The sequence below is a fragment of the Azospirillum sp. BE72 genome, assembly GCF_031455875.1.
Lineage (GTDB): Bacteria > Pseudomonadota > Alphaproteobacteria > Azospirillales > Azospirillaceae > Azospirillum.
In genome coordinates, this window is record NZ_JAVDTO010000001.1 from 158,889 (window position 1) to 181,039 (window position 22,151).

Annotated in this window: 22 protein-coding genes; 12 read left to right on the forward strand and 10 right to left on the reverse strand. The window is 68.9% G+C overall.

Features of this window, described 5'->3' with window-relative positions; genetic code table 11:
* Positions 1-272: 272 nt before the first annotated feature.
* From J2Y49_RS00820 to ptsP, 8 genes are all read left to right on the forward strand, one after another.
* The gene (locus J2Y49_RS00820) at positions 273-968 is read left to right on the forward strand and encodes a response regulator transcription factor (protein WP_310110974.1); all 696 of its coding nucleotides are present in this window, start codon (positions 273-275) and stop codon (positions 966-968) included.
* Entirely contained in the window at positions 940-2,715 is a 1,776-nt protein-coding gene (locus tag J2Y49_RS00825; RefSeq protein WP_409017764.1) for a stimulus-sensing domain-containing protein, read from the forward strand. Before J2Y49_RS00820 ends, J2Y49_RS00825 begins: the two co-directional genes overlap by 29 nt.
* A 192-nt stretch (positions 2,716-2,907) precedes the next feature.
* Positions 2,908-3,324 carry a hypothetical protein gene (locus J2Y49_RS00830; protein WP_310110978.1) on the forward strand — a complete coding sequence of 139 codons (417 nt, stop codon included), beginning with the start codon at positions 2,908-2,910 and terminating at the stop codon, positions 3,322-3,324.
* A 229-nt stretch (positions 3,325-3,553) separates the two neighbouring features.
* Positions 3,554-4,042, forward strand: coding sequence for an HPr kinase/phosphatase C-terminal domain-containing protein (locus J2Y49_RS00835; RefSeq protein ID WP_310110980.1), 489 nt, complete (start codon positions 3,554-3,556; stop codon positions 4,040-4,042).
* Positions 4,039-5,004 carry an RNase adapter RapZ gene (gene rapZ / locus J2Y49_RS00840; RefSeq protein WP_310110982.1) on the forward strand — a complete coding sequence of 322 codons (966 nt, stop codon included), beginning with the start codon at positions 4,039-4,041 and terminating at the stop codon, positions 5,002-5,004. The genes J2Y49_RS00835 and rapZ overlap by 4 nt, the downstream gene beginning before the upstream one ends.
* A gap of 122 nt (positions 5,005-5,126) precedes the next feature.
* Positions 5,127-5,525 carry a PTS sugar transporter subunit IIA gene (locus tag J2Y49_RS00845; RefSeq protein WP_042690507.1) on the forward strand — a complete coding sequence of 133 codons (399 nt, stop codon included), beginning with the start codon at positions 5,127-5,129 and terminating at the stop codon, positions 5,523-5,525.
* Positions 5,526-5,536: 11 nt separating this feature from the next.
* Positions 5,537-5,839: an HPr family phosphocarrier protein gene (locus J2Y49_RS00850; RefSeq protein WP_310110998.1), complete on the forward strand. Its 303-nt coding sequence runs from the start codon at positions 5,537-5,539 to the stop codon at positions 5,837-5,839.
* Positions 5,829-7,688, forward strand: coding sequence for a phosphoenolpyruvate--protein phosphotransferase (ptsP, locus tag J2Y49_RS00855; protein WP_310111000.1), 1,860 nt, complete (start codon positions 5,829-5,831; stop codon positions 7,686-7,688). The genes J2Y49_RS00850 and ptsP overlap by 11 nt, the downstream gene beginning before the upstream one ends.
* A 187-nt stretch (positions 7,689-7,875) precedes the next feature.
* On the opposite strand, the gene J2Y49_RS00860 is transcribed toward ptsP, so the two are convergent.
* Positions 7,876-8,739 carry a thermonuclease family protein gene (locus J2Y49_RS00860; RefSeq protein ID WP_310111002.1) on the reverse strand — a complete coding sequence of 288 codons (864 nt, stop codon included), beginning with the start codon at positions 8,737-8,739 and terminating at the stop codon, positions 7,876-7,878.
* Between the two features lie 52 nt (positions 8,740-8,791).
* Here J2Y49_RS00860 and J2Y49_RS00865 point away from each other — a divergent pair, with 52 nt between their 5' ends.
* On the forward strand, positions 8,792-10,264 hold the full coding sequence (locus J2Y49_RS00865) for a M48 family metalloprotease (RefSeq protein ID WP_310111003.1): 1,473 nt from the start codon (positions 8,792-8,794) through the stop codon (positions 10,262-10,264).
* Positions 10,265-10,370: 106 nt separating this feature from the next.
* Positions 10,371-12,425, forward strand: a complete 2,055-nt coding sequence (locus tag J2Y49_RS00870; protein WP_310111006.1) for an adenylate/guanylate cyclase domain-containing protein — start codon at positions 10,371-10,373, stop codon at positions 12,423-12,425.
* A gap of 258 nt (positions 12,426-12,683) precedes the next feature.
* Here the strand turns inward: J2Y49_RS00870 and cobT are convergent, their stop codons facing one another.
* From cobT to J2Y49_RS00890, 4 genes are all read right to left on the reverse strand, one after another.
* Positions 12,684-14,555 (reverse strand): cobaltochelatase subunit CobT, encoded by a 1,872-nt coding sequence (gene cobT, locus J2Y49_RS00875; RefSeq protein ID WP_310111010.1) that lies wholly within the window; start codon positions 14,553-14,555, stop codon positions 12,684-12,686.
* Positions 14,556-14,636: 81 nt separating this feature from the next.
* A complete protein-coding gene (locus J2Y49_RS00880; protein WP_310111013.1) occupies positions 14,637-15,032 on the reverse strand; it encodes a GxxExxY protein in 396 nt (131 codons plus the stop codon).
* Positions 15,033-15,144: 112 nt separating this feature from the next.
* Positions 15,145-16,149: a cobaltochelatase subunit CobS gene (gene cobS / locus J2Y49_RS00885; protein WP_310111015.1), complete on the reverse strand. Its 1,005-nt coding sequence runs from the start codon at positions 16,147-16,149 to the stop codon at positions 15,145-15,147.
* Between the two features lie 74 nt (positions 16,150-16,223).
* Complete coding sequence (locus J2Y49_RS00890; protein ID WP_149223810.1) at positions 16,224-16,808, reverse strand: DnaJ domain-containing protein; 585 nt, start codon at positions 16,806-16,808, stop codon at positions 16,224-16,226.
* A gap of 194 nt (positions 16,809-17,002) precedes the next feature.
* Between J2Y49_RS00890 and J2Y49_RS00895 the strand changes: the two genes are divergently transcribed.
* Positions 17,003-17,278: a BolA family transcriptional regulator gene (locus J2Y49_RS00895; protein WP_085087049.1), complete on the forward strand. Its 276-nt coding sequence runs from the start codon at positions 17,003-17,005 to the stop codon at positions 17,276-17,278.
* A 254-nt stretch (positions 17,279-17,532) separates the two neighbouring features.
* The gene (locus J2Y49_RS00900; RefSeq protein ID WP_310111023.1) at positions 17,533-18,012 is read left to right on the forward strand and encodes a ribbon-helix-helix domain-containing protein; all 480 of its coding nucleotides are present in this window, start codon (positions 17,533-17,535) and stop codon (positions 18,010-18,012) included.
* Positions 18,013-18,081: 69 nt separating this feature from the next.
* On the opposite strand, the gene J2Y49_RS00905 is transcribed toward J2Y49_RS00900, so the two are convergent.
* From J2Y49_RS00905 to J2Y49_RS00925, 5 genes are all read right to left on the reverse strand, one after another.
* Positions 18,082-18,702 (reverse strand): DUF2889 domain-containing protein, encoded by a 621-nt coding sequence (locus J2Y49_RS00905; RefSeq protein ID WP_310111026.1) that lies wholly within the window; start codon positions 18,700-18,702, stop codon positions 18,082-18,084.
* Positions 18,703-18,828: 126 nt separating this feature from the next.
* Complete coding sequence (locus J2Y49_RS00910) at positions 18,829-19,290, reverse strand: CBS domain-containing protein (protein WP_310111029.1); 462 nt, start codon at positions 19,288-19,290, stop codon at positions 18,829-18,831.
* 167 nt (positions 19,291-19,457) lie between these two features.
* Complete coding sequence (locus J2Y49_RS00915) at positions 19,458-19,949, reverse strand: SRPBCC family protein (protein ID WP_310111032.1); 492 nt, start codon at positions 19,947-19,949, stop codon at positions 19,458-19,460.
* A gap of 132 nt (positions 19,950-20,081) precedes the next feature.
* Positions 20,082-21,227, reverse strand: coding sequence for a 3-dehydroquinate synthase (aroB, locus tag J2Y49_RS00920; RefSeq protein WP_310111035.1), 1,146 nt, complete (start codon positions 21,225-21,227; stop codon positions 20,082-20,084).
* A 51-nt stretch (positions 21,228-21,278) separates the two neighbouring features.
* The gene (locus J2Y49_RS00925; protein ID WP_310111038.1) at positions 21,279-21,926 is read right to left on the reverse strand and encodes a shikimate kinase; all 648 of its coding nucleotides are present in this window, start codon (positions 21,924-21,926) and stop codon (positions 21,279-21,281) included.
* Between the last annotated feature and the right edge of the window lie 225 nt (positions 21,927-22,151).

Consider the following 22,151-nt stretch of genomic DNA (forward strand, 5'->3'; position numbering starts at 1 on the left):
GGTGCCGGCCGGAGAGGACGCCGAAAGGGCGTTCAGAAAACTCATTCCAAAACGAGTGCGTTCTCCCGCGCGGCACCGTTGTTCGGCGCCGCATTGCCGCCATATTGGACCATACAAATGCTGCGGGAAAAGAGAAAACTGCCGCTGGTACCTGGACTCTGGCATAAAGTATTGGGATGACCACTCGGCCTATGCCTGATGTTTCCGCTAACATTTCAGGTCCCGCCCCGCTCGACCGTTCCGTTCTGACCGATTGGGAAGTTGTTACGACCATGGCCCACACCGTCGCCCTGGTGGATGACGATCGCAACATCCTGGCTTCCGTCTCCATCGCTTTGGAGGCCGAAGGTTTCGACGTGCGCACCTACACGGACGGCGCGGAGGCGCTGCGCGGCCTGACCCAGCGCCCGCCAGACCTCGTCGTGCTCGACATCAAGATGCCGCGCATGGACGGCATGGAGTTGCTGCAACGTCTGCGTCAGACCAGCCACATCCCCGTCATCTTCCTGACCAGCAAGGACGACGAGCTGGACGAACTGATGGGCCTGCGCATGGGGGCGGACGACTATATCAAGAAGCCCTTCTCGCAGCGCCTGCTGATCGAGCGAATCCGGGCCCTGCTGCGGCGCGAGGCGCTGCGCGGCGAGACCGCCGAGGCCGATCCCGGCCAGATGATCACCCGCGGGCCGCTTCTGTTGGACGGCGCCCGCCATGCCTGCAGCTGGAAGGGCCAGCCGATCGACCTGACGGTGACCGAGTTCCTGCTGGTCCGGGCGCTGGCCCAGCGGCCCGGCCATGTGAAGAACCGCGACCAGCTGATGGACGCGGCCTATGGCGAGCATGTCTACGTCGACGACCGCACCATCGACAGCCACATCAAGCGGCTGCGCAAGAAGTTCAAGGCGGTCGACCCCGACTTCTCCCAGATCGAAACGCTCTATGGCGTCGGCTACCGGTACAAGGAGTAGACCGGTGTCCGCGACGGGCGGAGTGCGGCCCAAGGAGAGGCCGGTGCAGCGGCGCGGCGTGTCGCCGCTGACCCTGCGCATCCTGGCGGTGAACGTGCTGGCGCTGCTGGTGCTGGCGGCGGGCCTGCTCTATCTCGGCCGCTACCAGGACCGGCTGATCCAGGCGGAGACCGAGGCGCTGGCGACCGAGGCGCGCATCTTCGCCTCCGCGCTGGGCGAGGGCGCGGTGAACCGCATCCTGACCGCCCCCTCCCCCACCGGCGCATCCACCACCGACGAGGGGGGCGAGCGGTTCGAACTGGCCCCCGAGCTTGCCCGCCCGATGGTCCGCCGCCTGGCGGAGGCGACGGCGACCCGCACCCGCCTGTACGACATCGACGGGCACATGCTCTCCGACAGCCGGGTGCTGGTCGGCTCGCAGGGGCGCATCGAGATCCGCGAGCTGCCCACTCCGCCCGCCGGCGATCCGGTCAGCCGCGCGATCAACGACCTCTATACCCGGCTGATCGACGTGGTGCCCAGCCGCGAGGGGCTGCCGGCCTACCGCGAGGCGCCCGGCCGGCCGAACCCCGACGTCGAGCGGGCGCTCGGCGGCGAGGCGGCGGCCACCGTCTGGCGCGTCGACGGCGAGGGCGGCGACCCGGAACTGCTGCTGACGGTGGCGGTGCCGGTGCAGCGCTACCGCGAGGTGCTTGGCGCGGTGCTGCTGGCGCGCAGCGGCGGCGAGATCGACCGGGCCATCCGCTCCGTCCGTTTCGACATCCTGCGGGTGTTCGGCGTGGCGCTGCTGGTGACGGTCGCCCTGTCCTTCTATCTGGCCGGCACCATCGCCCGGCCGATCCGCCGGCTGGCCCAGGCCGCCGACCGGCTGCGCACCAGCCACGGCCGCCATGCCGAGATCCCCGACCTGACCCGCCGCGGCGACGAGATCGGCGAACTGTCCGGCGTGCTGCGCGAAATGACCGACGCGCTGTGGACGCGGATGGACGCCATCGAACGCTTCGCCGCCGACGTCGCCCACGAGATCAAGAACCCGCTGACCTCGCTGCGCAGCGCGGTGGAAACCGCCGGCCGCGTCAGCGACCCGCGCCACCGCGACCGGCTGATGGCGATCATCGCCGACGACGTGCAGCGGCTGGACCGGCTGATCAGCGACATCTCCAACGCCTCGCGGCTCGACGCCGAGCTGTCGCGGGCGGAGCCGGAGCCGGTCGACATCGGCCTTCTGCTGACCATGCTGGCCGAGTTGCGCCAGGCGGTTGCCGAAACCGTGGACGAGACGGTGGCGGCCGGCGCTGGAGGAGCGCCTGGGGAGGGCGGAGCGGAGGATGGCCGTCCCATGCCGCCCCGCGTCGTGATCGACATTCCCGCGGGCGAGCGGCTGGTGGTGCCGGGGCTGGAGGGGCGGCTGACCCAGGTGTTCCAGAACCTGATCGACAACGCCCTGTCCTTCTCGCCGCCCGGCGGCCTCGTGCGGCTGTCCGCCCGGCGCACCGGACGCACCGTGACGGTGGTGGTGTCCGACCAGGGGCCCGGCATCCCCGAAGGGAAGGAGGAGGCGATCTTCGACCGCTTCTACACCGAACGTCCGGTGGGCGAGAAGTTCGGGACCCATTCCGGTCTCGGACTTTCGATAGCAAAGCAGATAGTCAGTGCGCACAACGGTTCGATATCCGCGCGAAACCGTCAGGTATCGGAGGGAGCGGTCGACGGCGCCGACTTCACCGTTATCCTGCCATTGTTATGAGACCTTCGACCAAAATACATACATCCCCGGCACTATCGGGTGGACAAGCCCGGTTTATCGACCGATCATGGCGGCGGTCGTTCTCGCTTGCCGGCTGATGCGGCGGCCGGTCCTTACCGGTCCGGTTGTTTCCTCTGCTCCATATGGCGATCGAAGGGTGGCCATCCCCCGGAACAAACATGTGGGGTTGCCATGCCTGAGTCCGCTCCGCCCGAGTCGCTCGCGAACAGGTTGTCCCCGGCGGGTTCCCGTTCCCGTGGATATGTCCCGGGAGAGGCCGAGGTCGTCGACCTCCGCCGCTACCGGCTGGCCCGTCTGATCCGCGATGCCGGACGGCAGCAGGGGGAATTGGCCCGGCTGATGCGCGACAGTGCGCGGGAGCGCAACCAGTTGGCGGAGGCGCTGCAGGGCGCGCAGCGCCATCTCGCCAGCATCGCCGACAACTACAAGGTCCTGCTGGTCCGGCTGCAGCGGGAAAAGGACTTCCGCGACGCCTGCCAGGAAGCGGCGGAGCTGGAGGATCTGGACGAGATGATCCGCCGCCGCGACGCCCTCGCCCTGGAACTGGAGGCCATCCGTCGCACCCCCCGTGGGGCCGCCGGCAACTGAGCGGCTCCGCATGCGGAAGCCGGGCAGGTGGAGCCGGGAAGCGGGGCGCGCCTGCCATCGCGGCTCGTCATCCGCAGTCTCCTCCCGCGTTCCGGCAGGGTGTGATCCGCACCGAAAGAACGGTCCGAAGCGGATGGGGGATCCCGGTCAGGTTTCCCCGCCTGACCAGTCGGGCCACCGTTCCGTTTCCATTGACAGAACCCGCGCCACGTCTCACCTTCGCCAGACTATGGTGACGATTCACGGCACCTGCGTCTTGCTCTCCGACATCGGCGTTCTGCTGCGCGGGGAGTCCGGACGCGGAAAATCGGATTTGGCCTTGCGACTGATCGACGGTGGCGCCCGGCTGGTCTCGGATGACCGGGTGGCGCTGCGCGCCGGCTCCGGACGGCTGACCGCTTCCGCCCCGCCGATGCTGGCCGGACTGCTGGAGGTGCGGGGCGTCGGCATCCTGCCGGTCCCGTCCGCCGCGTCGGCCGATGTCGGGCTCGTCGTCGATCTGGTGCCGCGCGACGAGGTGGAACGACTGCCGCAGGCGGAGACCGAGATGCTGATGGGCATCGCCCTTCCCCGGCTGGGCCTGCACGCCTTCGACGCCTCCACCCCCGCCAAGATCCGTCTTGCCGCCGCCTGCCTGCGCGACGGACGGCTGGAGCGGGTGCCCGCCGGCCTGTCGGCCCAACCCAGCCTGACCCAGCCCAGCCCGGTCGCGCCATGAGCCTTTCCGACGTGCCGTCCGATCCCGCCACCAGCGCGCCGGCCAACCCTGCGACGGCCCGCGGCCGCGTCGTGCTGGTCACCGGCCTGTCGGGCGCCGGCATGTCGGTGGCCCTGAAGGCGCTGGAGGATCTGGGATACGAGGCGGTCGACAATCTGCGCCTGTCGCTGGTTCCCGCCCTGATCCAACAGGCCGACCCGAAGCGCCGGCCGCTGGCGCTGGTGATCGACAGCCGGACCCGCGACTTTTCCGCGCAGAACTTCCTGGACGAACTGGCGGAGTTGCGCGGCCGCGACGACCTGGACGTCAGTCTGGTCTTCCTTGATTGCGGCGACGAGGTGCTGCAGCGCCGCTTCACCGAGACGCGTCGCCGCCATCCGCTGGCGGAGGACCGCACGGTCCCCGACGGCATCCAGCGCGAGCGTGCCCTGCTGTTCCCGCTGAAGGAGGAAGCCGACGTCACGATCGACACGACGCAACTGTCCATTCACGATTTGCGGCGCATCCTGTCGGGGCATTTCCGGCGTGACGCCCAGGCAGCCCTGCAGGTGTTCGTGACCTCCTTCTCCTTCCGCCAGGGTCTTCCGCGCGAAGCCGATCTGGTCTTCGACGTGCGGTTCCTGACCAACCCGCATTACGACCCGGAGCTTCGGCCGCTGACCGGCCTGAATCCGGCCGTCGCGGCACGGGTGGAAAGCGACCCCGACTTCCCCGCCTTCTTCCGGAACCTGACGGAGCTGCTGCGCCCGCTGCTGCCCCGCTACAACCAGGAAGGAAAGAGCTATCTGACCATCGCCATCGGCTGCACCGGCGGCAAGCACCGGTCGGTCTTCATCGCCGAACGGCTGGCCGCCTGGCTGAAGGAGCAGAGGCTGCGGGTCAGCCTGAGCCACCGCGAGCTCGACCGGCTGGGGCTTCGCACCGCCGGCCAGACCGGCACCCCGGCCGGCAACATGGGATGATGCAAATTGCGCCTTGACGACCATACGTCCAACCAACGATCCAGATGCGATGCGGGCGGTTGCCGTGCGGCAGCGGTTCTCGCGCAGGTCTCCGGGGAGGACCCAACCTTGAAGGATGTCCCATGATCGGTATGGTTCTTGTCACCCACGGACGGCTGGCCGAGGAGTTCATCGCCGCGCTGTTCCACGTGGTGGGCGAACAGCAGCAGGTGCGCGCCGTGTGCATCGGCCCGGACGACGACATGGAACAGCGCCGCCAGGACATCCTGAACTCGGTGGCGGAGGTCGACGACGGGTCGGGTGTCGTGGTGCTGACCGACATGTTCGGCGGCACGCCGTCCAACCTCGCCATCTCCATCATGGACAAGGCGAAGGTGGAGGTGATCGCCGGCGTCAACCTGCCGATGCTGATCAAGCTCGCCAGCGTGCGGAAGACCGAACCGCTCGACAAGTCGGTGATCGCCGCCCGCGACGCCGGGCAGAAATACATCAACGTCGCCTCCACCCTCCTGTCGGACTGAAACCGCCCGCGATGAGCCCCCCCGACGAAACGGCGCCCGCCGACGGCGAAATCCGCCGCACCGCCACCATCACCAACCAGCGCGGCCTGCACGCCCGCGCCTCGGCCAAATTCGTGAAGCTGGTCGCCACCTTCGACGCCGAAATCGCGGTGCGCCGCGGCGAGTCCGTCGTGTCCGGCGAGTCGATCATGGGGCTGATGATGCTGGCCGCCGGCCCCGGAACCACGGTGGAACTGCGCGCGACCGGCACGGACGCGGACGCGGCGATGGACGCCCTCCTGGACCTGATCAACCGCAAGTTCGATGAAGAGTGACCTGCCCTCCACCGGCGCGGCCAACGGCCCGGTGGCCGGTCCCGATCGCGGCGGCTCCGGCGGCGGTTTCGGCGGCGTCCCCTCGTCCGAATCGTGGAGCGGTTCGGCGCGCGCCCTGCGCGGCCTGGGCGTGTCTCCCGGCATCGCCATCGGCCCGGCCCATGTGGTGGAAAGCGGTGCCGTCGCCATCCCCGAATACACCGTCGCGCCCGACGCCGTCGAGGCGGAGGTCGCCCGCTTCAACGAGGCGGCGGCCAAGGCGCGGCGCCAGATCAAGAAGCTGAAGAGCAAGGCGCTGGTCCTGCCCGATTCGGCGTCGGAAGAGATCGGCTTCCTGCTGGACGCCCACTTGTCGATGGTCACCAACTCGCGCCTGACCCGCGGGGTGGAGCATCGCATCAAGCAGGACCGCGTCAACGCCGAGGCCGCCATCCAGGCGGAAATCACCGCCATCGCCGCGACCTTCGCCGGCATGGACGACGCCTATCTGGCCGGCCGCATCGACGACATCCGCGAGGTCGGGCGGCGGCTGACCCGCAACCTGATGAAACAGGAATACCGGGCCTTCAGCAACCTGCCCCCCGGCAGCATCATCCTGGCGGAGGAACTGACCCCCGCCGACACCGCCCTGCTCGACCCCGCCGTCGTCGGCGGCTTCGCCACCGTGCTCGGCGGGGCGGAAGGGCACACGGCGATCCTCGCCCGTTCGCTCGGCCTGCCGGCGGTGCTGGGCGCGCCCGGTCTGCTGGCGGGGGTGCGCAACGGCGTGACGGTGATCGTCGACGGCCTGCAGGGCCGCGTGCTGATCGATCCGCCGGCCGAGGTGCTGGCGGACTATGGCGAGCGCCGCGCCGCGCGCGAACGCGAGCGCCAGGGACTGAAGAGCTTGCGCAAGCTGCCCGCCGTCACCCGCGACGGCACCGCAGTGACGCTGATGGCGAACCTGGAACTGCCCCGCGACCTGGATCAGGCGCTGGAGCACGGCGCCCAGGGCATCGGCCTGCTGCGGACCGAGTTCATGTTCATGAACCGCGACCATCTGCCCGACGAGGATGAGCAGTACGGCGTGCTGCGCACCATGATCGAGGGGATGGGCGGCCGCACCGTCACCGCCCGCACCATGGATCTGGGCGGCGAGAAGCTGGCCGGCTGGATGGCGGGCCGCTATGGCGAGCCGGCCAACCCGGCGCTCGGCCTGCGCGCCATCCGGCTGGGCCTGCGCGAACCGAAGCTGCTGGAAACCCAGCTGGCCGCCATGCTGCGTGCCGGGGCGCACGGGCCGCTGCGCATCCTGCTGCCGATGATCGCATCGGTGGCGGAGGTGCAGAAGGTGCGGGAGATGATGGGGCAGGTCGCCCGCCGCCTGCGGCGCCGCGGCATCGCCATCGCCGACCCGCTGCCGCCGGTGGGGGTGATGGTGGAGGTGCCGGGAGCGGCCCTGTCGGCCGACGCGCTGGCCTATGCCGCCGACTTCTTCGCCATCGGCACCAACGACCTGACCCAGTACACGCTGGCCATCGACCGCGCCGACGAACAGGTCGCCACGCTGTACGACCCGCTGCACCCGGCGGTGCTGCGCCTGATCCAGTTCACCATCGAGGCGGCCTTGCGTGCCCGCATCACGGTGTCGGTCTGCGGCGAGATCGCCGGCGACCCGCGCTACACCGCGCTGCTGCTGGGGCTCGGCGTGCGCGAGCTGTCGATGGCGCCGCTGGCGGTGCCGGCGGTGAAGAAACGCATCCGCTCGCTCGACCTGATGGAGGCGAGCAAACGCGCCCGCGTCATCATGGACCAGAGCGACAGCGGCCGCATCGCCACGCTGCTGGACGACTTCAACGCGACCGTGTGAGGGCGTTAGACCCCCACCTAACCTCCCCCGCTCTCAGCGGACCTACGGTCCGCCTGCCGCGTCAGCACAAAGCACAGCTTTGTGCGAGAGCTGGGCGGAGGAGGGACTGCCGCCGCAACAAGCACTGATCCCCTCCCCCGCCCAGCGGGGGAGGGTTAGGGTGGGGGTCTGACTTCGCAAGGTTCCCTCACTCGTCATCCTCCTCGTCCTCCCAATCATCCTCCCCCTCCGGCGTCGGCGACACCGCCGCGTTTCGCACCGTCTCCCGCTCCAGCCGTTCGATCTGCTCGGGGTGGGTGATCTCGATCATCGGGCCGTTGCGCAGGGTGATCCAGCCGCGCACGCGCACGCGCCGCCCTTCTAAGGACAGCGGGTCGATGCCGGCGCGGGTGACCTCGCGCATCGCGGCACGGCCGATATGGACGGTGACGTCGCTCCGCCAGTCGGCGCCGAAATCCAGCCAGGCCTCGCCGCCGCTCTTGGAAATGGCCAGCACCACCCCTTCCACCAGCTGGAAGCCGTCGCGGTCGCGGGCGAGGTCGTCGGGATCGGCGGCGTCGCGCACGGCATAGACCCGGCTACGCCAGAGCCCGCGCCCGGCGGTGCGCGCCTCTTCCTCGCCCGCCAGCAGTTCGGCGGCATAGGCGCGGGCGTCGGGGCGGGTGTGGACGCGGGCCAGCCCGCGGACGACCAGGGCCGATTGCAGCCACAAGCCGTCCTCCCGCACCAGATGGGCGAGCAGCCGGCCATGGCGGTCGACCGGCGCCGGCCCGTGCAGGGCGACGCGGCGGCCGAGCGCCAGTTCGGACAGCGCCCTGGTCGCCGCCTCCGCCAGCGGCCAGACGCGGCCGTCGGCGGGACCCGCGTTGCGCGGCGGCTTGGCGGCTTCGATCCCCGCCAGCCGGACGTGGCGGCCATCCTCCAGCTCCAGAGTGTCGCCGTCCAGCACGGCGGTGACGCGCAACGGCTCCGCCGACGCGGAAGCAGCCAGCAACAGCCAGCTCAGCAGCAAAGCCGGCAGGCCCACAAGCGGGAGCGGGACAAGTCGCATGGAGATCGCCGTCTTTGCGGAACAACCGCCGCCGTGCGGGGTTTTGTCCGGTATGCCGATCCACGCCCCCTTCCGCAAGCCGTTCCGTGCCGTGCTGGCAGCCCTGTGTCTGGCCGTCACGGCGCCCGCCCTGACTGCCCCCGCCCCGGCAACGGCCGGGCTGCTGGACAATGTCCTGTCCGGCGACGAGTCGGCGCTGGGCGCGCAGGAGCATCCCAAGATTCTGGCGCAGTTCGGCGGGGCGGTGAAGGACGCGCGGCTGCAGGGCTATGTCGAGCAGCTGGGCCGCAAGCTGGCCTCCACCACGGCGCGGGCGCGCGAACCCTGGACCTTCACCGTTCTGGACAGCGACGTGGTCAACGCCTTCGCCGTGCCCGGCGGCTATGTCTACGTCACCCGCGGCCTGCTGGCGCTGGCGAAGGACGAGGCGGAGGTGGCCGGCGTGCTGGCGCACGAGATCGGGCACGTCACCGCCCGCCATTCGGCGCAGCGCCAGACCCGGCAGACCATCGCAGGCATCCTCGCCGCTGGCGTCGGGCTGGTGTTCGGCAACGACACGCTGGCACAGCTGGCCGGCCTGGGCGGCACCGCGGTGGTCGCCAGCTATTCGCGCGAACAGGAGCTGGAGGCCGACCAGCTCGGCGTCGAGACGCTGCGTCGCGCCGGCTACGATCCCTTCGCCATGGCGACCTTCCTGGAAACCCTGCGCCGCGACAGCCAGTATGGCGGCCTGCGCGCCGGCAACAAGGGCGAGGGCGGCTTCGACTTCTTCGCCAGCCACCCGGCGACCGAGGAGCGCGTGCGCCGCGCCGCCGAGCTTGCCCGCGCGATCCCGCAGGGCGGTGCCCGCCCGCGCGATCCTTACCTGGCGGCGGTCGACGGCATGATCTATGGCGACAGCCCGGAGAACGGCTATGTCCGCGACCGGACCTTCGCCCACCCGCAGCTGGGCATCACCTTCACCGTGCCCAAGGGCTATTCCCTGCTGAACGGCGCGGAACAGGTGATCGCCAAGGGGCAGAACGGCGCCGCCATGGCCTTCGACGGCGGATCGGCGGCCGGCGTCTCCGACCCGGCGTCCTTCCTGACCGGGGTGTGGGGGAAAGGGGCCAACCTGTCCAACCTGCAGCGCATCACCATCGGCGGCATGCCGGCCGCCACCGCCACCACCCGCGGCGAGGCGGAGGGCGAGAGCGCAGACATCCGGCTGGTGGCGATCCGCATGCCGGACGGGCGGATGTACCGCTTCACCTTCCTGGCGCCCGCGGGAAACCTGGCTCGTTTCGATGCCGATTTCCAGGCGACGGCCAACAGCTTCCATCAGTTGACCGCGCAGGAGGCCGCCCGCTACCGCCCGCGCCGCGTCCAGGTTGCAACGGTGCAGCCCGGCGACAGCGTCGCCGGCTTCGTCCGCCGCATGCCGCAGGAGCCCTATGCCGAGGAATTGTTCCGGATCATCAACGACCTGCCCCCCGGCACGCCGCTGCAGCCGGGGCAGCGGGTGAAGGTGATCGTCGGCGAATAGGGGCGCACAAGGGTGCCCGCAAACATCAGCTTGGCCGCATGAAATCCGCGTAAGGATACAGCCCGGCGGGTTGCTCCGGAACGTACGTGCGGGTAGGCTGCGGCGCATGCCCGACAGCCCTTCAGCACGCGTACAGTTGCCTCTGCCCGCTCCGGCGCCGGCCGCGAAATCGGCCGGGCAGGCGGGCACCAGGGCGCGGGCGAAGCTGGCGCCGGAGCCGGCCGGACGACGACGGCTGCGGCTGCCGATCGCCGCGGTTCTCGTGGCGGGGTTCGGGTCGCTGATGCTGGCGGCAGTCGCCAGCGTGCTGGTCCTGGGGCTGGTCAGCGCCAGCACCAACACCTTCGCCCTGCTGAACGACAAGGCCGATCTGGCGCTGACGGGGGTGGAGGTGCGGGTGCGCCACCAGCTCGACCCCGCGCGGGAGATGGCACGCTTCGTCGCCGGGCTGGTCGAACGCGGCGACCTGCAGGCGAACGACGGCACGGCGATGACCGACACGCTGCGCGGCGCGCTGGCCGGTGCGCCGGACGTGACGGGACTGGCCTTCATCCGGCCGGACCTGACCGGGGTGCGCGTCGGCCGGTTGAACGGCGGGCTGGTGGCCGAGCCCTTCGACATGCAGGGCGAGAGCGACATTCCGCCGGAAATCCTGGACGGCCCCAACCGCAGCGCCGCCACCTGGGCGGATCCGCGCTGGCTGAAGGAGGCGCAGAACAGCTTCCTCACCCTGTACCAGCCGGTGCGGCGCGAAGGCCGCTATCTGGGGCAGGTCGCGGTCGGCGTGTCGCTGGGCGACCTGTCGCGCTTCCTGTCGGTGCTGTATGTGGAGCAGGGGCTGAACGCCTTCGTGCTGTACGACCACGGCCATGTGCTGGCCCATCCGGCGCTGGTCGGCCGCAGCTTCGATTTTTCCGGCAAGCTCGACGGACCGCCGCTGCCGCGGATCGATCAGGTGGACGACCCGGCGCTGGCGGCGCTGTGGACCAGCGGCGTCCCGGTCCAGTCGCTGAAGAAGCGGGTGGAGGCGCGCGGTGTGCGCGTGCTGGGCAGCGACTACATGTTCCTGACCCGCAGCATGGCGGGATACGGCCAACAGGACTGGATCATCGGCATCGGCTATCGCGACGGCGAGATGGGCGTCGAGATCCGCCGGCTCTACATCACCGGCGCGGTGGGGCTCGCCATCCTGCTGGTGTCGGTCGGGGTGGCGCTGCTGGTCGGGCGGCGGATCAGCCGGCAGGTGGCGCGGCTGGCGGAGGCCGCCGACCGTGTCCGCGCCTTCGAATTCCGCGCGATCCCCGATCTGCCGGATTCCCGCCTGCGCGAGATGGCGCGCGCCGCCGCCGCCTTCAACGCCATGATCGCCGGGTTGCGCTGGTTCGAGACCTATGTGCCGAAGGCGCTGGTCCTGCGCCTGATGCGCCAGCGCGAGACCGAGGGCGGGCTCGATTCCGTGCAGCGCGAGGTGACGGTGATGTTCACCGACATCCGCGGCTTCTCGCGCATGGCCGAGCATATGGCCGCCGCCGACACCGCCGCCCTGCTGAACGAGCATTTCACCCTGCTCGCCGCCTGCATCGAGGCGGAAGGCGGCACGGTGGACAAGTTCATCGGCGATTCCCTGATGGCCTTCTGGGGGGCGCCGGAGGCACAGGAGGACCATGCCGTCCGCGCGCTGCGCGCCGCCCTTGCCATCCATCACGCGATCCGCGCCGACAACCGCCGCCGCGTCGCCGCCGGGCAGGCGCCGATCCATGTCCGCGTCGGCCTGCACAGCGGCCCGGTGGTGGTGGGCAACATCGGCTCCGACAGCCGGATCAACTACACCATCGTCGGCGACACGGTGAACGTCGCCGCCCGCATCGAGGAGCTGTCGGGCGGACTCCAGGGCGATGCCGAGGTGATTGTGCTGACCAGCGGCGTTACCGCCGCCAAGGGCAAGGATGCCGTTCCGCTGGTCCGCCAGGGTGGCCGCTCCCTGCGTGGCCGCACCGGCATGACCGAACTCTGGCGCCTCGTGCCGGAAGAGGAGAAGAAGGACGCGGCGAAGCCGGCGGGGGAGAAGGCAACGCCGGCGATATCACTCCCTCTCCCGCCCCGGGAGAAGGGCATTGAGCCGACGGCCGCAGGCCGGACGAGCGCCGAAGGGCGATCGTAGGCGGAATGCAGTCGCGAGACTTGCGAGCGACTTCGGGGCCCAAGCGGAGCTTGGGAAGGGTGAGGGGTGACCCGAGAAACCATGCGGTACTGGTTTCTCTTGTCACCCCTCACCCTCCCGCCTGCGGCGAGTCCCTCCTTCTCCCGGGACGGGAGAGGGCATTTTCAGGTTTCCAGGTAAGGATGCGCCCTGAACAGAGCTGGTGTTTTCAGATAACCCATTGATAATTCTGAAAACACCCTTGCCTCTATCCTTACGTCAACGCCAGCCGCGGCGGCCACCGCGGCGGTCGTCCTCGTCGAACAGTTCGGCCAGCTTGTTCATCATCGTGCCGCCCAGCTGCTCCGCATCGACGATGGTGACGGCGCGGCGGTAGTAGCGGGTCACGTCGTGGCCGATGCCGATCGCCACCAGCTCCACCGGCGACCGGGTCTCGATCTGCTCGATGGTCTGGCGCAAGTGGCGTTCCAGATAATTGCCGGCATTCACCGACAGGGTGGAGTCGTCCACCGGCGCGCCGTCGGAGATCACCATCAGGATGCGGCGCTGTTCCGGCCGGCCGAGCAGGCGGTTGTGCGCCCACTGCAGCGCCTCGCCGTCGATGTTCTCCTTCAGGATGCCTTCGCGCAGCATCAGGCCCAGATTCTTGCGGGCGCGGCGCCACGGCATGTCTGCGGCCTTGTAGACGATATGGCGCAGGTCGTTCAGGCGGCCGGGATGCGGTGGCTTGCCGGCAGCGACCCAGGCCTCGCGCGCCTGCCCGCCCTTCCAGGCGCGGGTGGTGAAGCCCAGCACCTCCACCTTCACCGCGCAGCGCTCCAGCGTGCGGGCGAGGATGTCGGCGCTCATCGCGGCGATGGAGATCGGCCGGCCGCGCATCGAGCCGGAATTGTCGATCAGCAGCGACACCACCGTGTCGCGGAAATCCATCTCCTTCTCTGCCTTGAAGGAGAGCGGCAGCACCGGGTTGGCGACGACGCGGGCCAGCCGGGCGGCGTCGAGGATGCCCTCCTCCAGGTCGAAGTTCCAGGAGCGCTGCTGCTTGGCCATCAGCCGGCGCTGCAGCCGGTTCGCCAGCTTGGAGATCACGCCCTGCAGATGCTGCAGCTGCTGGTCCAGCAGGTGGCGCAGCCGCTCCAGCTCCGCCGGGTCGCAGAGGTCGGCGGCGTCCACCACCTCGTCATACTGGGTGGTGAAGGCCTTGTAGGCGTTGGGATCGGGTTCGTTGCGGCGGTTGGCGTCGTTGCGCCAGGGCTGGCCGGGGCCTGCGGGTTCCTCCGCCCCCTCGCCTTCGCCCATCTCCATGTCGCCTTCCTCGCCGGCGCCTTCCTCGGCGCTGTCGCCGGCTTCCGAGGAGTCCTGCATCTCGGACGAGGCCATGGATTCGGACTCGGACTGGTCCTCGTCCTGGCCGCGGGTCTGGCCGCTCTCGGGCGAATTCTCATCCTCGGAGGACTGGGTCTGCTGGTCCTCCTCCTCTTCCTGGTCGGCTTCCTGACCGACTTCCATGTCGAGGTCGGCGAGCAGCCGGCGCACGGCCTTGGCGTAGGCCTCCTGGTCGCCGGCGTAATTGGCCAGCCCCTTCATGTCGCGGCCCAGCCGCTCCTCGATCCAGGGGCGCCAGAGGTCGACGGCATGGGCGGCGGCGGGCGGCGGCGCGGCACCGGTCATCGCCTCACGTGCCATCAGCCGCAACGCCTCGGCCAGCGGCACCTGCCCGCGGTCCTCGACGCGGTCGAGGCCCTGGCGGGTGTAACGGTCGTCCAGCGCCGCTTCGAGATTATGGGCGACGCCGGCCATGTCGCGGCTGCCCAACGCCTCGCAGCGCGCTTGCTCCAGCGCGTCGTACGCCTGACGCGCGGCATCGCCCAGCGGCATGCGGTGGGCGTGCACCGTGGCGTCGTGATAGCGCAGCCGCAGCGCCACGGCATCGGCCGCCCCGCGCAGCTTGGCGACATCGACGGGATTGAGATCTCGCGCCGGCAGCGGCACCCGTACCCGCTGGCCCGACAAGCCCGGCGGATCGGACGAAAAGCCCACCTGCACCTCCGCCCGCCGGGACATGGCGCGCACCGTGGCGGTGGTGGACCGCTTGAAGGCCTCGACGGGGGTGTCGTTCTGGGTGGTCATCGCGGGGGCGTCTTCGTTCTTGGGAGAGTTACGGCGCTGTGGGCAAGATTGACACGGATGTCACGGATTTAGGCACGGATGTCACGGATGTCTTGACCGCGGCAGTACACGCCTGATCGCAAGGCGCGGCTCTGCGAAATTGAAAAGGAGAGCCGTAGGCAAGCCACTGACATGGAGGTAGTTCAAGACCTGCCGTACATGTGAGTCGCCCAATGCTTCGCATGCTTTCAGTTCGATGATGACCTGCCCTTCCACGACGATGTCCGCGAAATAGCTGCCCACCGGGTCGCCTTTGTAGCGGACTTGGAACGGTACCTCGGCAGCGGCCTCCAGTCCGCAGTCCGCCAGTTCGCGCAGCAAAGCCTTTTTATAGACTGCTTCGACGAAGCCATGACCGAGGGCGTTATGCACGGCGAAGGCAGCGCCGACGATACGCTTGGTCAATCCATCCAGCGCGTCGCCAAGGCTTACCTTCATCCGTGACATCCGTGTTTAAATCCGCGACATCCGTGTCAATCTTGTGCGCGTGGCCGCGACCTCGCGCCAAGGCGGACATCGCCCTGACGAGTTCCGCGGCCAGACACGATCATCACACGAGGTTCGCCTGGACCCCCGTCTCCGGCAGCTCGACGCCGAAGCAGCGCTGGTAGTATTCGGCCACCGTCGGCCGCTCCACCTCGTCGCACTTGTTGAGGAAGGTGATACGGAAGGCGAAGGCGACGTCGTTGAAGATGCGCGCGTTCTCGGCCCAGGTGATGACCGTGCGCGGGCTCATGACGGTGGAGATGTCGCCGTTGATGAAGCCGGCGCGGGTCAGGTCGGCCAGACGCACCATCGACGCCACCGTGTCGCGGCCCTTGGCGTCGTCATAGGACGCGACCTTGGCCTGGACGATCTTCATCTCGGCGTCGACCGGCAGGTAGTTCAGGGTCGCCACGATGTTCCAGCGGTCCATCTGGCCCTGGTTGATCTGCTGCGTGCCGTGGTACAGGCCGGTGGTGTCGCCCAGGCCGACGGTGTTCGCGGTGGCGAACAGGCGGAAGGCCGGGTGCGGGCGGATGACGCGGTTCTGGTCGAGCAGCGTCAGCTTGCCTTCCACCTCCAGCACGCGCTGGATCACGAACATCACGTCGGGACGGCCGGCGTCATACTCGTCGAACACCAGGGCGCAGGCATGCTGCAGGGCCCAGGGCAGGATGCCCTCGCGGTATTCGGTGACCTGCACGCCGTCGCGCAGAACGATGGCGTCCTTGCCCATCAGGTCGATGCGGCTGATGTGGCTGTCCAGGTTGACGCGGATGCAGGGCCAGTTCAGCCGCGACGCCACCTGTTCGATGTGGGTCGACTTGCCGGTGCCGTGATAGCCCTGGACCATGACGCGGCGGTTGTAGGCGAAGCCGGCGAGGATGGCCAGCGTCGTATCCCGGTCGAACCGGTAGGCGCTGTCGAGGTCGGGCACATGCTCCGAGCGCTGGCTGAAGGCCGGCACCTGCATGTCGCTGTCGATTCCGAAGACCTCGCGCACCGAGACCGTCGTATCGGGCTTGTGGTCGAACAGGGCCGAGCTGGCCTGGGTCGCTCCTTGGGAAGCCATGGGTGGTTTCTTACGTTCCAGCGAGTGTCGGTTGTCCAGCGGCCGCGGGAGTGACCCGGCCCGCCAACGGAGGTTCAGGCAGCATAACAGGCTTTCAGCGTATTGTAGGCCTGATTGATTTCTTTCAGGCGTTCTTCCGCAGCCTTGTCGCCGCCGTTGGCATCGGGATGATGCTTTTTCGCAAGCTCCCGATAGCGTGCCTTGATGCGCGTGAAGTCCACGGGCGGCGTCAGTTCCAGGACGGCAAGCGCCTTTTCCTCTTCGGTCCGGGCGTGGCTCCGCCGGTGCGCCTTCTCCTCGTCCTTCGTCTTGCCGGCGTCCTGGCCGAATTCGAAGCTGAAGCCGTTGACCACGCGCTCGCGGATGAAGCGCTCCTGCGTCGCCCATTTGCCGAGCGGCCAGCTCGGCCGCTGCCAGGTGGTGTCGCGCCGCACCTCCGCCTCGATCTGGTCGGTGGACATGCCGGCGTAATAGTCCCAGGCGCGGTTGTACTCCCGGACATGGTCCAGGCAGAACCACCAGTACTCGTTGAGACTGCTGCGGCTTTTCGGCGCACGGTATTCGCCCGCGGCGACGCACTCGGGGTGGTCGCACACACGGGTGGCCGCACGCGGGGCGGCGTAGCTGTCGTAACTGGAGCGGGCGCGGTTCCTGGTCATCGGGCAAGTATGGGAAGAGCCGATGCCTCTGGCAAGCATGCCGAATCGGGCTTCCGTCATCCGCAACGCGCGGGTCGCGGCGCTTGACAGACGATGAATCGCACCCTCTCCTTTCCGGTGCGGATCGCCGGGGGGAAGCGCTCCTCCGCCGGCCGCCCTTCCACCGCTCATGCGAGAGAAACCGGAACCCCGCCATGGAATACGCCACCCGCATCCGCGAGAAGCTGACCGCCGGACTGGCGCCTGATCGTCTGGAGGTGGTCGACGACTCCGCCCGGCACGCCGGCCATGCCGGTGCGGACGCCGCGGGCGAGACCCATTTCCACGTTACCGTCGTCTCCGCCGCCTTCGCCGGCAAGTCGCGGGTGGAGCGCCAGCGCATGGTCTATGCCCTGCTGGCCGACGAATTGCGCGAGCGGGTGCACGCGCTGGGCCTGACCACCCACGCTCCCGGCGAAGCCGGAGCCTGACCGCAGGTCCGCCACCCTCCCCACCTCAACACTCGTTTCCCCTCTCTCAAGTAACGCGCGGTTGAGGGGCTGAAATTGCATACATATGAATGCAACTACGAGTCGATTTTAGAAAATGTTATAAGAATGGAAGGCGCGTGCGTGGTTGCAATTCCCGCTGCGTTTAGTAAAGTGCGATATATGCAACCATTTATCGCGCCGTGGCGGACACAAACTTCGCATGTCCGCCGGCGGCTTCGTGGAAGGGGCTGCGGATGGCGAAGCGTGGGCCGAAGAAAAAGCGGGTGAACACCCCACAGGCAGGGGTGGAACCGTTGAGAAGCCAGAACATCATGATCGGCGGTCATCGCACGAGCATGCGGCTGGAACCGTCGATGTGGGATGCTCTGGAGGATATCGGCCGTCGGGAAGGACTGACCGTCAATCGTCTCTGCACGCAGATCAAGGAACGGATCGAAGAGCAGGCTCGCCGCCGCGGCATCGATCCGGAGGAGGCGGACGTCACGCTGACCTCCGCCGTGCGTGTCTTCATCGCGTCCTATTACCGGCGTGCTTGCACCGAGGATGGTCATGTGCGCGCCGGCCACGGCGGCAGCGATCCGTTTATCGGCACGCCATTCGAACTGCCGACTGTCGATGACGCCGACGGCGGCCAGTCCGCGGTTGCGGCCGGCGGCAACTTTCCCACCCCCGGCGGCCAATCCGCGTCGCCAAGCACCCTGCTGGAGGCATAAAGGCGCGCGGCGACCTGGCCGCCGGCTGCAGTCCGCCTTTCCTTCCGCTGTTTCGCAGAGCGGCGTCGCCTAATCCGCCGCTTCCCCACGGGCGGAGTCTTCGGCTTGCTCGCCGGTGTAGTGGGCAGGCCAATGCCTGCGCACCACTTCGCCGTTGCTGTCGAAGATGTGGCACATGTTCAGCAGGACCGGCCGCTTTCCGTCGTCGTGGGGCGGCTTGCCGGCGGCCTTCGCCCGTTCGGCCGCCTCGCGGGCCAGGATAGGGTAGATTGTCTGGAAGGCGGTGGTCGCCAGCGGGCCCAGCAGTTCCACCAGATGGGTGCAGCCCTTCGACCCGCCCAGCCGGTCCTTGACCGCACGGGTCCAGCCGGGACCGATGCTCAGGCCGACCAGCTTCTGGAACTGCGGCGTGATGCTGCCGCAGGCGTTGTAGGGGCTGTCCTGGGTGACCGCCTCCACCGCCTGGACAGTCAGCTTGTCGTCGACCGTCAGGCGCATCCACATCTGGTGGATCGGCGTTCCCGGCTCCAGATGCCCGCGCTCCTCGGTATGGAACCCATAGCTCTTGACGTCGGTCAGGTGCCCTTCGATATCCCACAGCCCGTCGGCGCGCCGGAATCCCTGGCAGGTGACGCGGCGGGTGTGGATCGGCTCGCGCGCGGCGGGGGCGGACAGCGAGGGCGCGGACATCGGGCTTTCCAGTTCATCAGGTAGGATGGCTCACCATCGACTATCGGCGGGGCCGGGCGCCCGGTCAACCCGACCCCGCCGCAACGCAGCGTTACCTATAGGTCAGCCTTGCGGTCACCGTTTCGTTCAGCCGAGCCTGGCCTCCGCCGAATAGCCGCTGCCGAACATGTAGGCCTCGCGGCTGCGCAACTCGTCCTCCAGCTGGGCGCGGACGACGGCGAACAGGTCGCGGATCGACACCATGCCGACCACCTCGCCATCGACCGCGATGGGCAGGTGGCGGTAACGGCGCTGTTCCATCAGGTCGAGCGCGGAGAGTGCCGTGGCCGAGGGTTCCAGCGTGTCGGGATTCTCGGTCATCACGGCCGACAGCGGCGTGGTGTCGGGGTCGAGTCCGGCGGCCACCACGCGTACGGTCATGTCGCGTTCGGTGACGATGCCTTTCAGCGTCCGCCCTTCGGTGACCAGCACCGCAGCGATGCGCTTCTCTGCCATCAGCGTGGCGGCATCGCGGACGGTGGCGCCCGACGGCAGGCAGGACAGCTCCTGGTTCTTGATGACGTCCGGCATCAGTCGGCGTGTCGGCATGTGTCCCATCTCCCTCGTGATTGCAGGTTTTGTGGACGAACGATGCACTCGACCGCGATTTCGCAACGCGGTAATGCCGATCCTGTCAGCTTGATGCTCTGATAGTCAATAGAACTGATTGTTAAAAACTATGCATGTTTCCGGATTGGTTTTCGCTTCCACCGGTTTTACTGCGGGGAATCGAGCCGCTTGCGCAGGCCTTCGAAGCCGCTCGTGTAGATTCCGGCGATGGTCTTGCGCGCCTCCGCATCGGGGGCACCGCTGGCCTCGAAGCTGGAGGACCAGGTGATGCGGGTGGTGCGGGCGTCCACTGCGCTGAGCCGGATGGTGGAACTGTAGTTCTTCACCGGCAGCGGTCCGCTCAGCAGCGTATAGCGCAGGCGGTGCTTGGCGGCGGAGACGGCCATCAACCGTTCCTGGATGGCGCCGCCGCCCTTCAGGGCGAGGTCGCGCTCCTGTGTGCCGCCGGTCTTGCGCAGGGTGCAGCCCTCCACGGCCGGATGCCAGTCGGCGATGGCGCAGAAGGGCGCGATCTGTTTCCACACCTGCTCGATCGGCGCCTTGATCGTCGCCTGCTCGCGCACTTCCAGCGCCATGGCCGGCGCGGTCGCCGCCACCATCACCGCACCCAAAGCCGACACGCCCAGCATCGCCTTCATCGCCCATCCTCCCATTCTGCGCCGCGGCGGGACGGCCGCGGTCTTGGCCGGGAGTATGGGCGGGCAACGGCGAGGGTCGCTATTGTGCGAAAGACTGACTATCCGCAAATGTCCAAATGAGAGGCGCCGGGATCAGGCCGGAGTCACCGCCTCTTCCAGAACGGCGCGGACGGCGGCGGCATCGACGTCGCGGCGGGTGAAGGCGTTGCCGATGCGGTCGGCCAGGATGAAGGTGATGCGGCCGTCCTGCACCTTCTTGTCCTTGGCCATCGACCGCACCAGCCCGTCCACGTCCCAGGCGACGCCGGGGATGTCGGCCGGGCGCACCGGCAGCCCGACCTCGGCCAGATGGGCGCGGGCGCGCCGCGCATCCTCCGCCGGGCACAGCCCCAGCCGGACCGACAGGTCGAAGGCCAGCACCATGCCGATCGCCACCCCCTCGCCATGCAGCAGGGTCTGGCCGAAGCCGGTCGCCGCCTCCAGCGCGTGGCCGAAGGTGTGGCCCAGGTTCAGCAAAGCCCGGTCGCCGCTCTCGCGCTCGTCCACGCCGACGATGTCGGCCTTGGCGCGGCAGCTGACGGTCACGGCATGGCGCCGGGCATCGCTGTCGCCGTCCACCACCCGCCGGCCGTTCCGTTCCAGCCAGTCGAAGAAGTCCGGCTGGCGGATCAGGCCGTACTTCACCACCTCGGCATAGCCGGCCAGCACCTCGCGCCGCGGCAGGGTGTCGAGCGTGGCGGTGTCGGCGATGACCAGCCGCGGCTGATGGAAGGCGCCGATCAGGTTCTTGCCGTGGCGGCTGTTGATGCCGGTCTTGCCGCCGACCGAGCTGTCGACCTGGGACAGCAGCGTCGTCGGCACCTGGATGAAGTCGATGCCGCGCAGGGCGGACGCGGCGGCGAAGCCGGTGATGTCGCCGATCACCCCGCCGCCCAGCGCCAGCAGGACGGTGGACCGTTCGATGCCGCGGCCCAGAATGTCGTCCATCAGCTGCTGGAAATGGCCGAAGTCCTTGGTCTTCTCGCCGGCCGGCAGGACGATGGCCGGCTGCGGCGCGATCCCCGCCGCCAGCATCGCGGCGTTCAGCGTATCCAGATGCAGCGGCGCCACGTTGGCGTCGGTCACCACGATGGGCGCCCGGCCGCGGGTGACGGCGGCGATGCGCTCGCCCGCATCGGCCAGCACGCCGTCGCCGACCAGGATGTCGTAGCTGCGGGCGCCCAGCTCCAGGCGAACGGTGTCGAGTGCGGCCGGGGTGGTGGCGGAGACGGAGGTCATCGGGGCAGTCCGCGAAGCTGGAGTTTCAGGAAAGGGCGTGTGGACCGGCCTTCAGGGGGCGTCGGCCTTGGCGGTCCGGCCGCCGCGCGGGCCATGACCCGTGCCCTGGCGGTGGGGGAGCTGGACGCCGAAATGGGCCTCCAGCGCGTCGATCACCAGTTCAACCGTCACGTCGGGCGGGCGTTCGTCGCTGACCACGGTCAGGTCGGCCTCGGCATAGACGGGATAGCGCTGTTCCATCAGCCGGCCCAGGATGGCGCGCGGGTCTCCCTGGTTCAGGATGGGGCGGTGGGTGCGCCGCGCGGTGCGGGCGACCAGGACGTCCAGTTCGGCGCGCAGCCAGACCGAAAGGCCGTACTGCCGGATGGCGGCGCGGGTGTCCGGGTCCATGAAGGCGCCGCCGCCGGTGGCCAGGATGTGCACCGGCTCGTCCTTCAGCAGGCGGGTGATGATGCGGCGCTCGACGGAGCGGAAGACCGGTTCGCCGTCGCGGGCGAAGATCTCGGCGATGGTGCAGCCGGCCGCGGCCTCGATCTCGGTGTCGGCATCGCGGAAGGGCAGGTGGAGCCGTGTCGCCAGCCGGCGCCCGATGGCGCTCTTGCCGGCGCCCATCAGGCCGACCAGCACCACGGTGCGCGGCAGCAGCGGTGCCTTGTCCTCCGCCGCTCCGCCCCCCGTCTCCGGAAGCAGGGCCGTCATCGCCTTGTGCAATCCCGTCACATCCATCTGATCCGCCACCCGTACCCGCAACTCCGCTGTCCGCCCGATCCAGCGGGACAGCCGTCATACCGCTGAAACAGACAACACTCATACCCGCCGAAAGCTGGCCGGCACAAGCGCGCTCCCAGGCGCCCTTCCTAAAAGCCGGCCCCGTTGGCTGGTCCGAAAAGCCGGCCCGAAAGCCGGGTGGGCGGGTTGCGCGGC

Excerpts from the sequence above, each read along its gene's own strand:
- J2Y49_RS00820 (WP_310110974.1), top strand. The coding sequence starts at position 273 with ATGGCCCACACCGTCGCCCTGGTGGATGACGATCGCAACATCCTGGCT.
- J2Y49_RS00825 (WP_409017764.1), top strand. The coding sequence starts at position 940 with ATGGCGTCGGCTACCGGTACAAGGAGTAGACCGGTGTCCGCGACGGGC.
- J2Y49_RS00830 (WP_310110978.1), top strand. The coding sequence starts at position 2,908 with ATGCCTGAGTCCGCTCCGCCCGAGTCGCTCGCGAACAGGTTGTCCCCG.
- J2Y49_RS00835 (WP_310110980.1), top strand. The coding sequence starts at position 3,554 with ATGGTGACGATTCACGGCACCTGCGTCTTGCTCTCCGACATCGGCGTT.
- rapZ (WP_310110982.1), top strand. The coding sequence starts at position 4,039 with ATGAGCCTTTCCGACGTGCCGTCCGATCCCGCCACCAGCGCGCCGGCC.
- J2Y49_RS00845 (WP_042690507.1), top strand. The coding sequence starts at position 5,127 with ATGATCGGTATGGTTCTTGTCACCCACGGACGGCTGGCCGAGGAGTTC.
- J2Y49_RS00850 (WP_310110998.1), top strand. The coding sequence starts at position 5,537 with ATGAGCCCCCCCGACGAAACGGCGCCCGCCGACGGCGAAATCCGCCGC.
- ptsP (WP_310111000.1), top strand. The coding sequence starts at position 5,829 with ATGAAGAGTGACCTGCCCTCCACCGGCGCGGCCAACGGCCCGGTGGCC.
- J2Y49_RS00860 (WP_310111002.1), bottom strand. The coding sequence starts at position 8,739 with ATGCGACTTGTCCCGCTCCCGCTTGTGGGCCTGCCGGCTTTGCTGCTG.
- J2Y49_RS00865 (WP_310111003.1), top strand. The coding sequence starts at position 8,792 with ATGCCGATCCACGCCCCCTTCCGCAAGCCGTTCCGTGCCGTGCTGGCA.
- J2Y49_RS00870 (WP_310111006.1), top strand. The coding sequence starts at position 10,371 with ATGCCCGACAGCCCTTCAGCACGCGTACAGTTGCCTCTGCCCGCTCCG.
- cobT (WP_310111010.1), bottom strand. The coding sequence starts at position 14,555 with ATGACCACCCAGAACGACACCCCCGTCGAGGCCTTCAAGCGGTCCACC.
- J2Y49_RS00880 (WP_310111013.1), bottom strand. The coding sequence starts at position 15,032 with ATGAAGGTAAGCCTTGGCGACGCGCTGGATGGATTGACCAAGCGTATC.
- cobS (WP_310111015.1), bottom strand. The coding sequence starts at position 16,149 with ATGGCTTCCCAAGGAGCGACCCAGGCCAGCTCGGCCCTGTTCGACCAC.
- J2Y49_RS00890 (WP_149223810.1), bottom strand. The coding sequence starts at position 16,808 with ATGACCAGGAACCGCGCCCGCTCCAGTTACGACAGCTACGCCGCCCCG.
- J2Y49_RS00895 (WP_085087049.1), top strand. The coding sequence starts at position 17,003 with ATGGAATACGCCACCCGCATCCGCGAGAAGCTGACCGCCGGACTGGCG.
- J2Y49_RS00900 (WP_310111023.1), top strand. The coding sequence starts at position 17,533 with ATGGCGAAGCGTGGGCCGAAGAAAAAGCGGGTGAACACCCCACAGGCA.
- J2Y49_RS00905 (WP_310111026.1), bottom strand. The coding sequence starts at position 18,702 with ATGTCCGCGCCCTCGCTGTCCGCCCCCGCCGCGCGCGAGCCGATCCAC.
- J2Y49_RS00910 (WP_310111029.1), bottom strand. The coding sequence starts at position 19,290 with ATGCCGACACGCCGACTGATGCCGGACGTCATCAAGAACCAGGAGCTG.
- J2Y49_RS00915 (WP_310111032.1), bottom strand. The coding sequence starts at position 19,949 with ATGAAGGCGATGCTGGGCGTGTCGGCTTTGGGTGCGGTGATGGTGGCG.
- aroB (WP_310111035.1), bottom strand. The coding sequence starts at position 21,227 with ATGACCTCCGTCTCCGCCACCACCCCGGCCGCACTCGACACCGTTCGC.
- J2Y49_RS00925 (WP_310111038.1), bottom strand. The coding sequence starts at position 21,926 with ATGACGGCCCTGCTTCCGGAGACGGGGGGCGGAGCGGCGGAGGACAAG.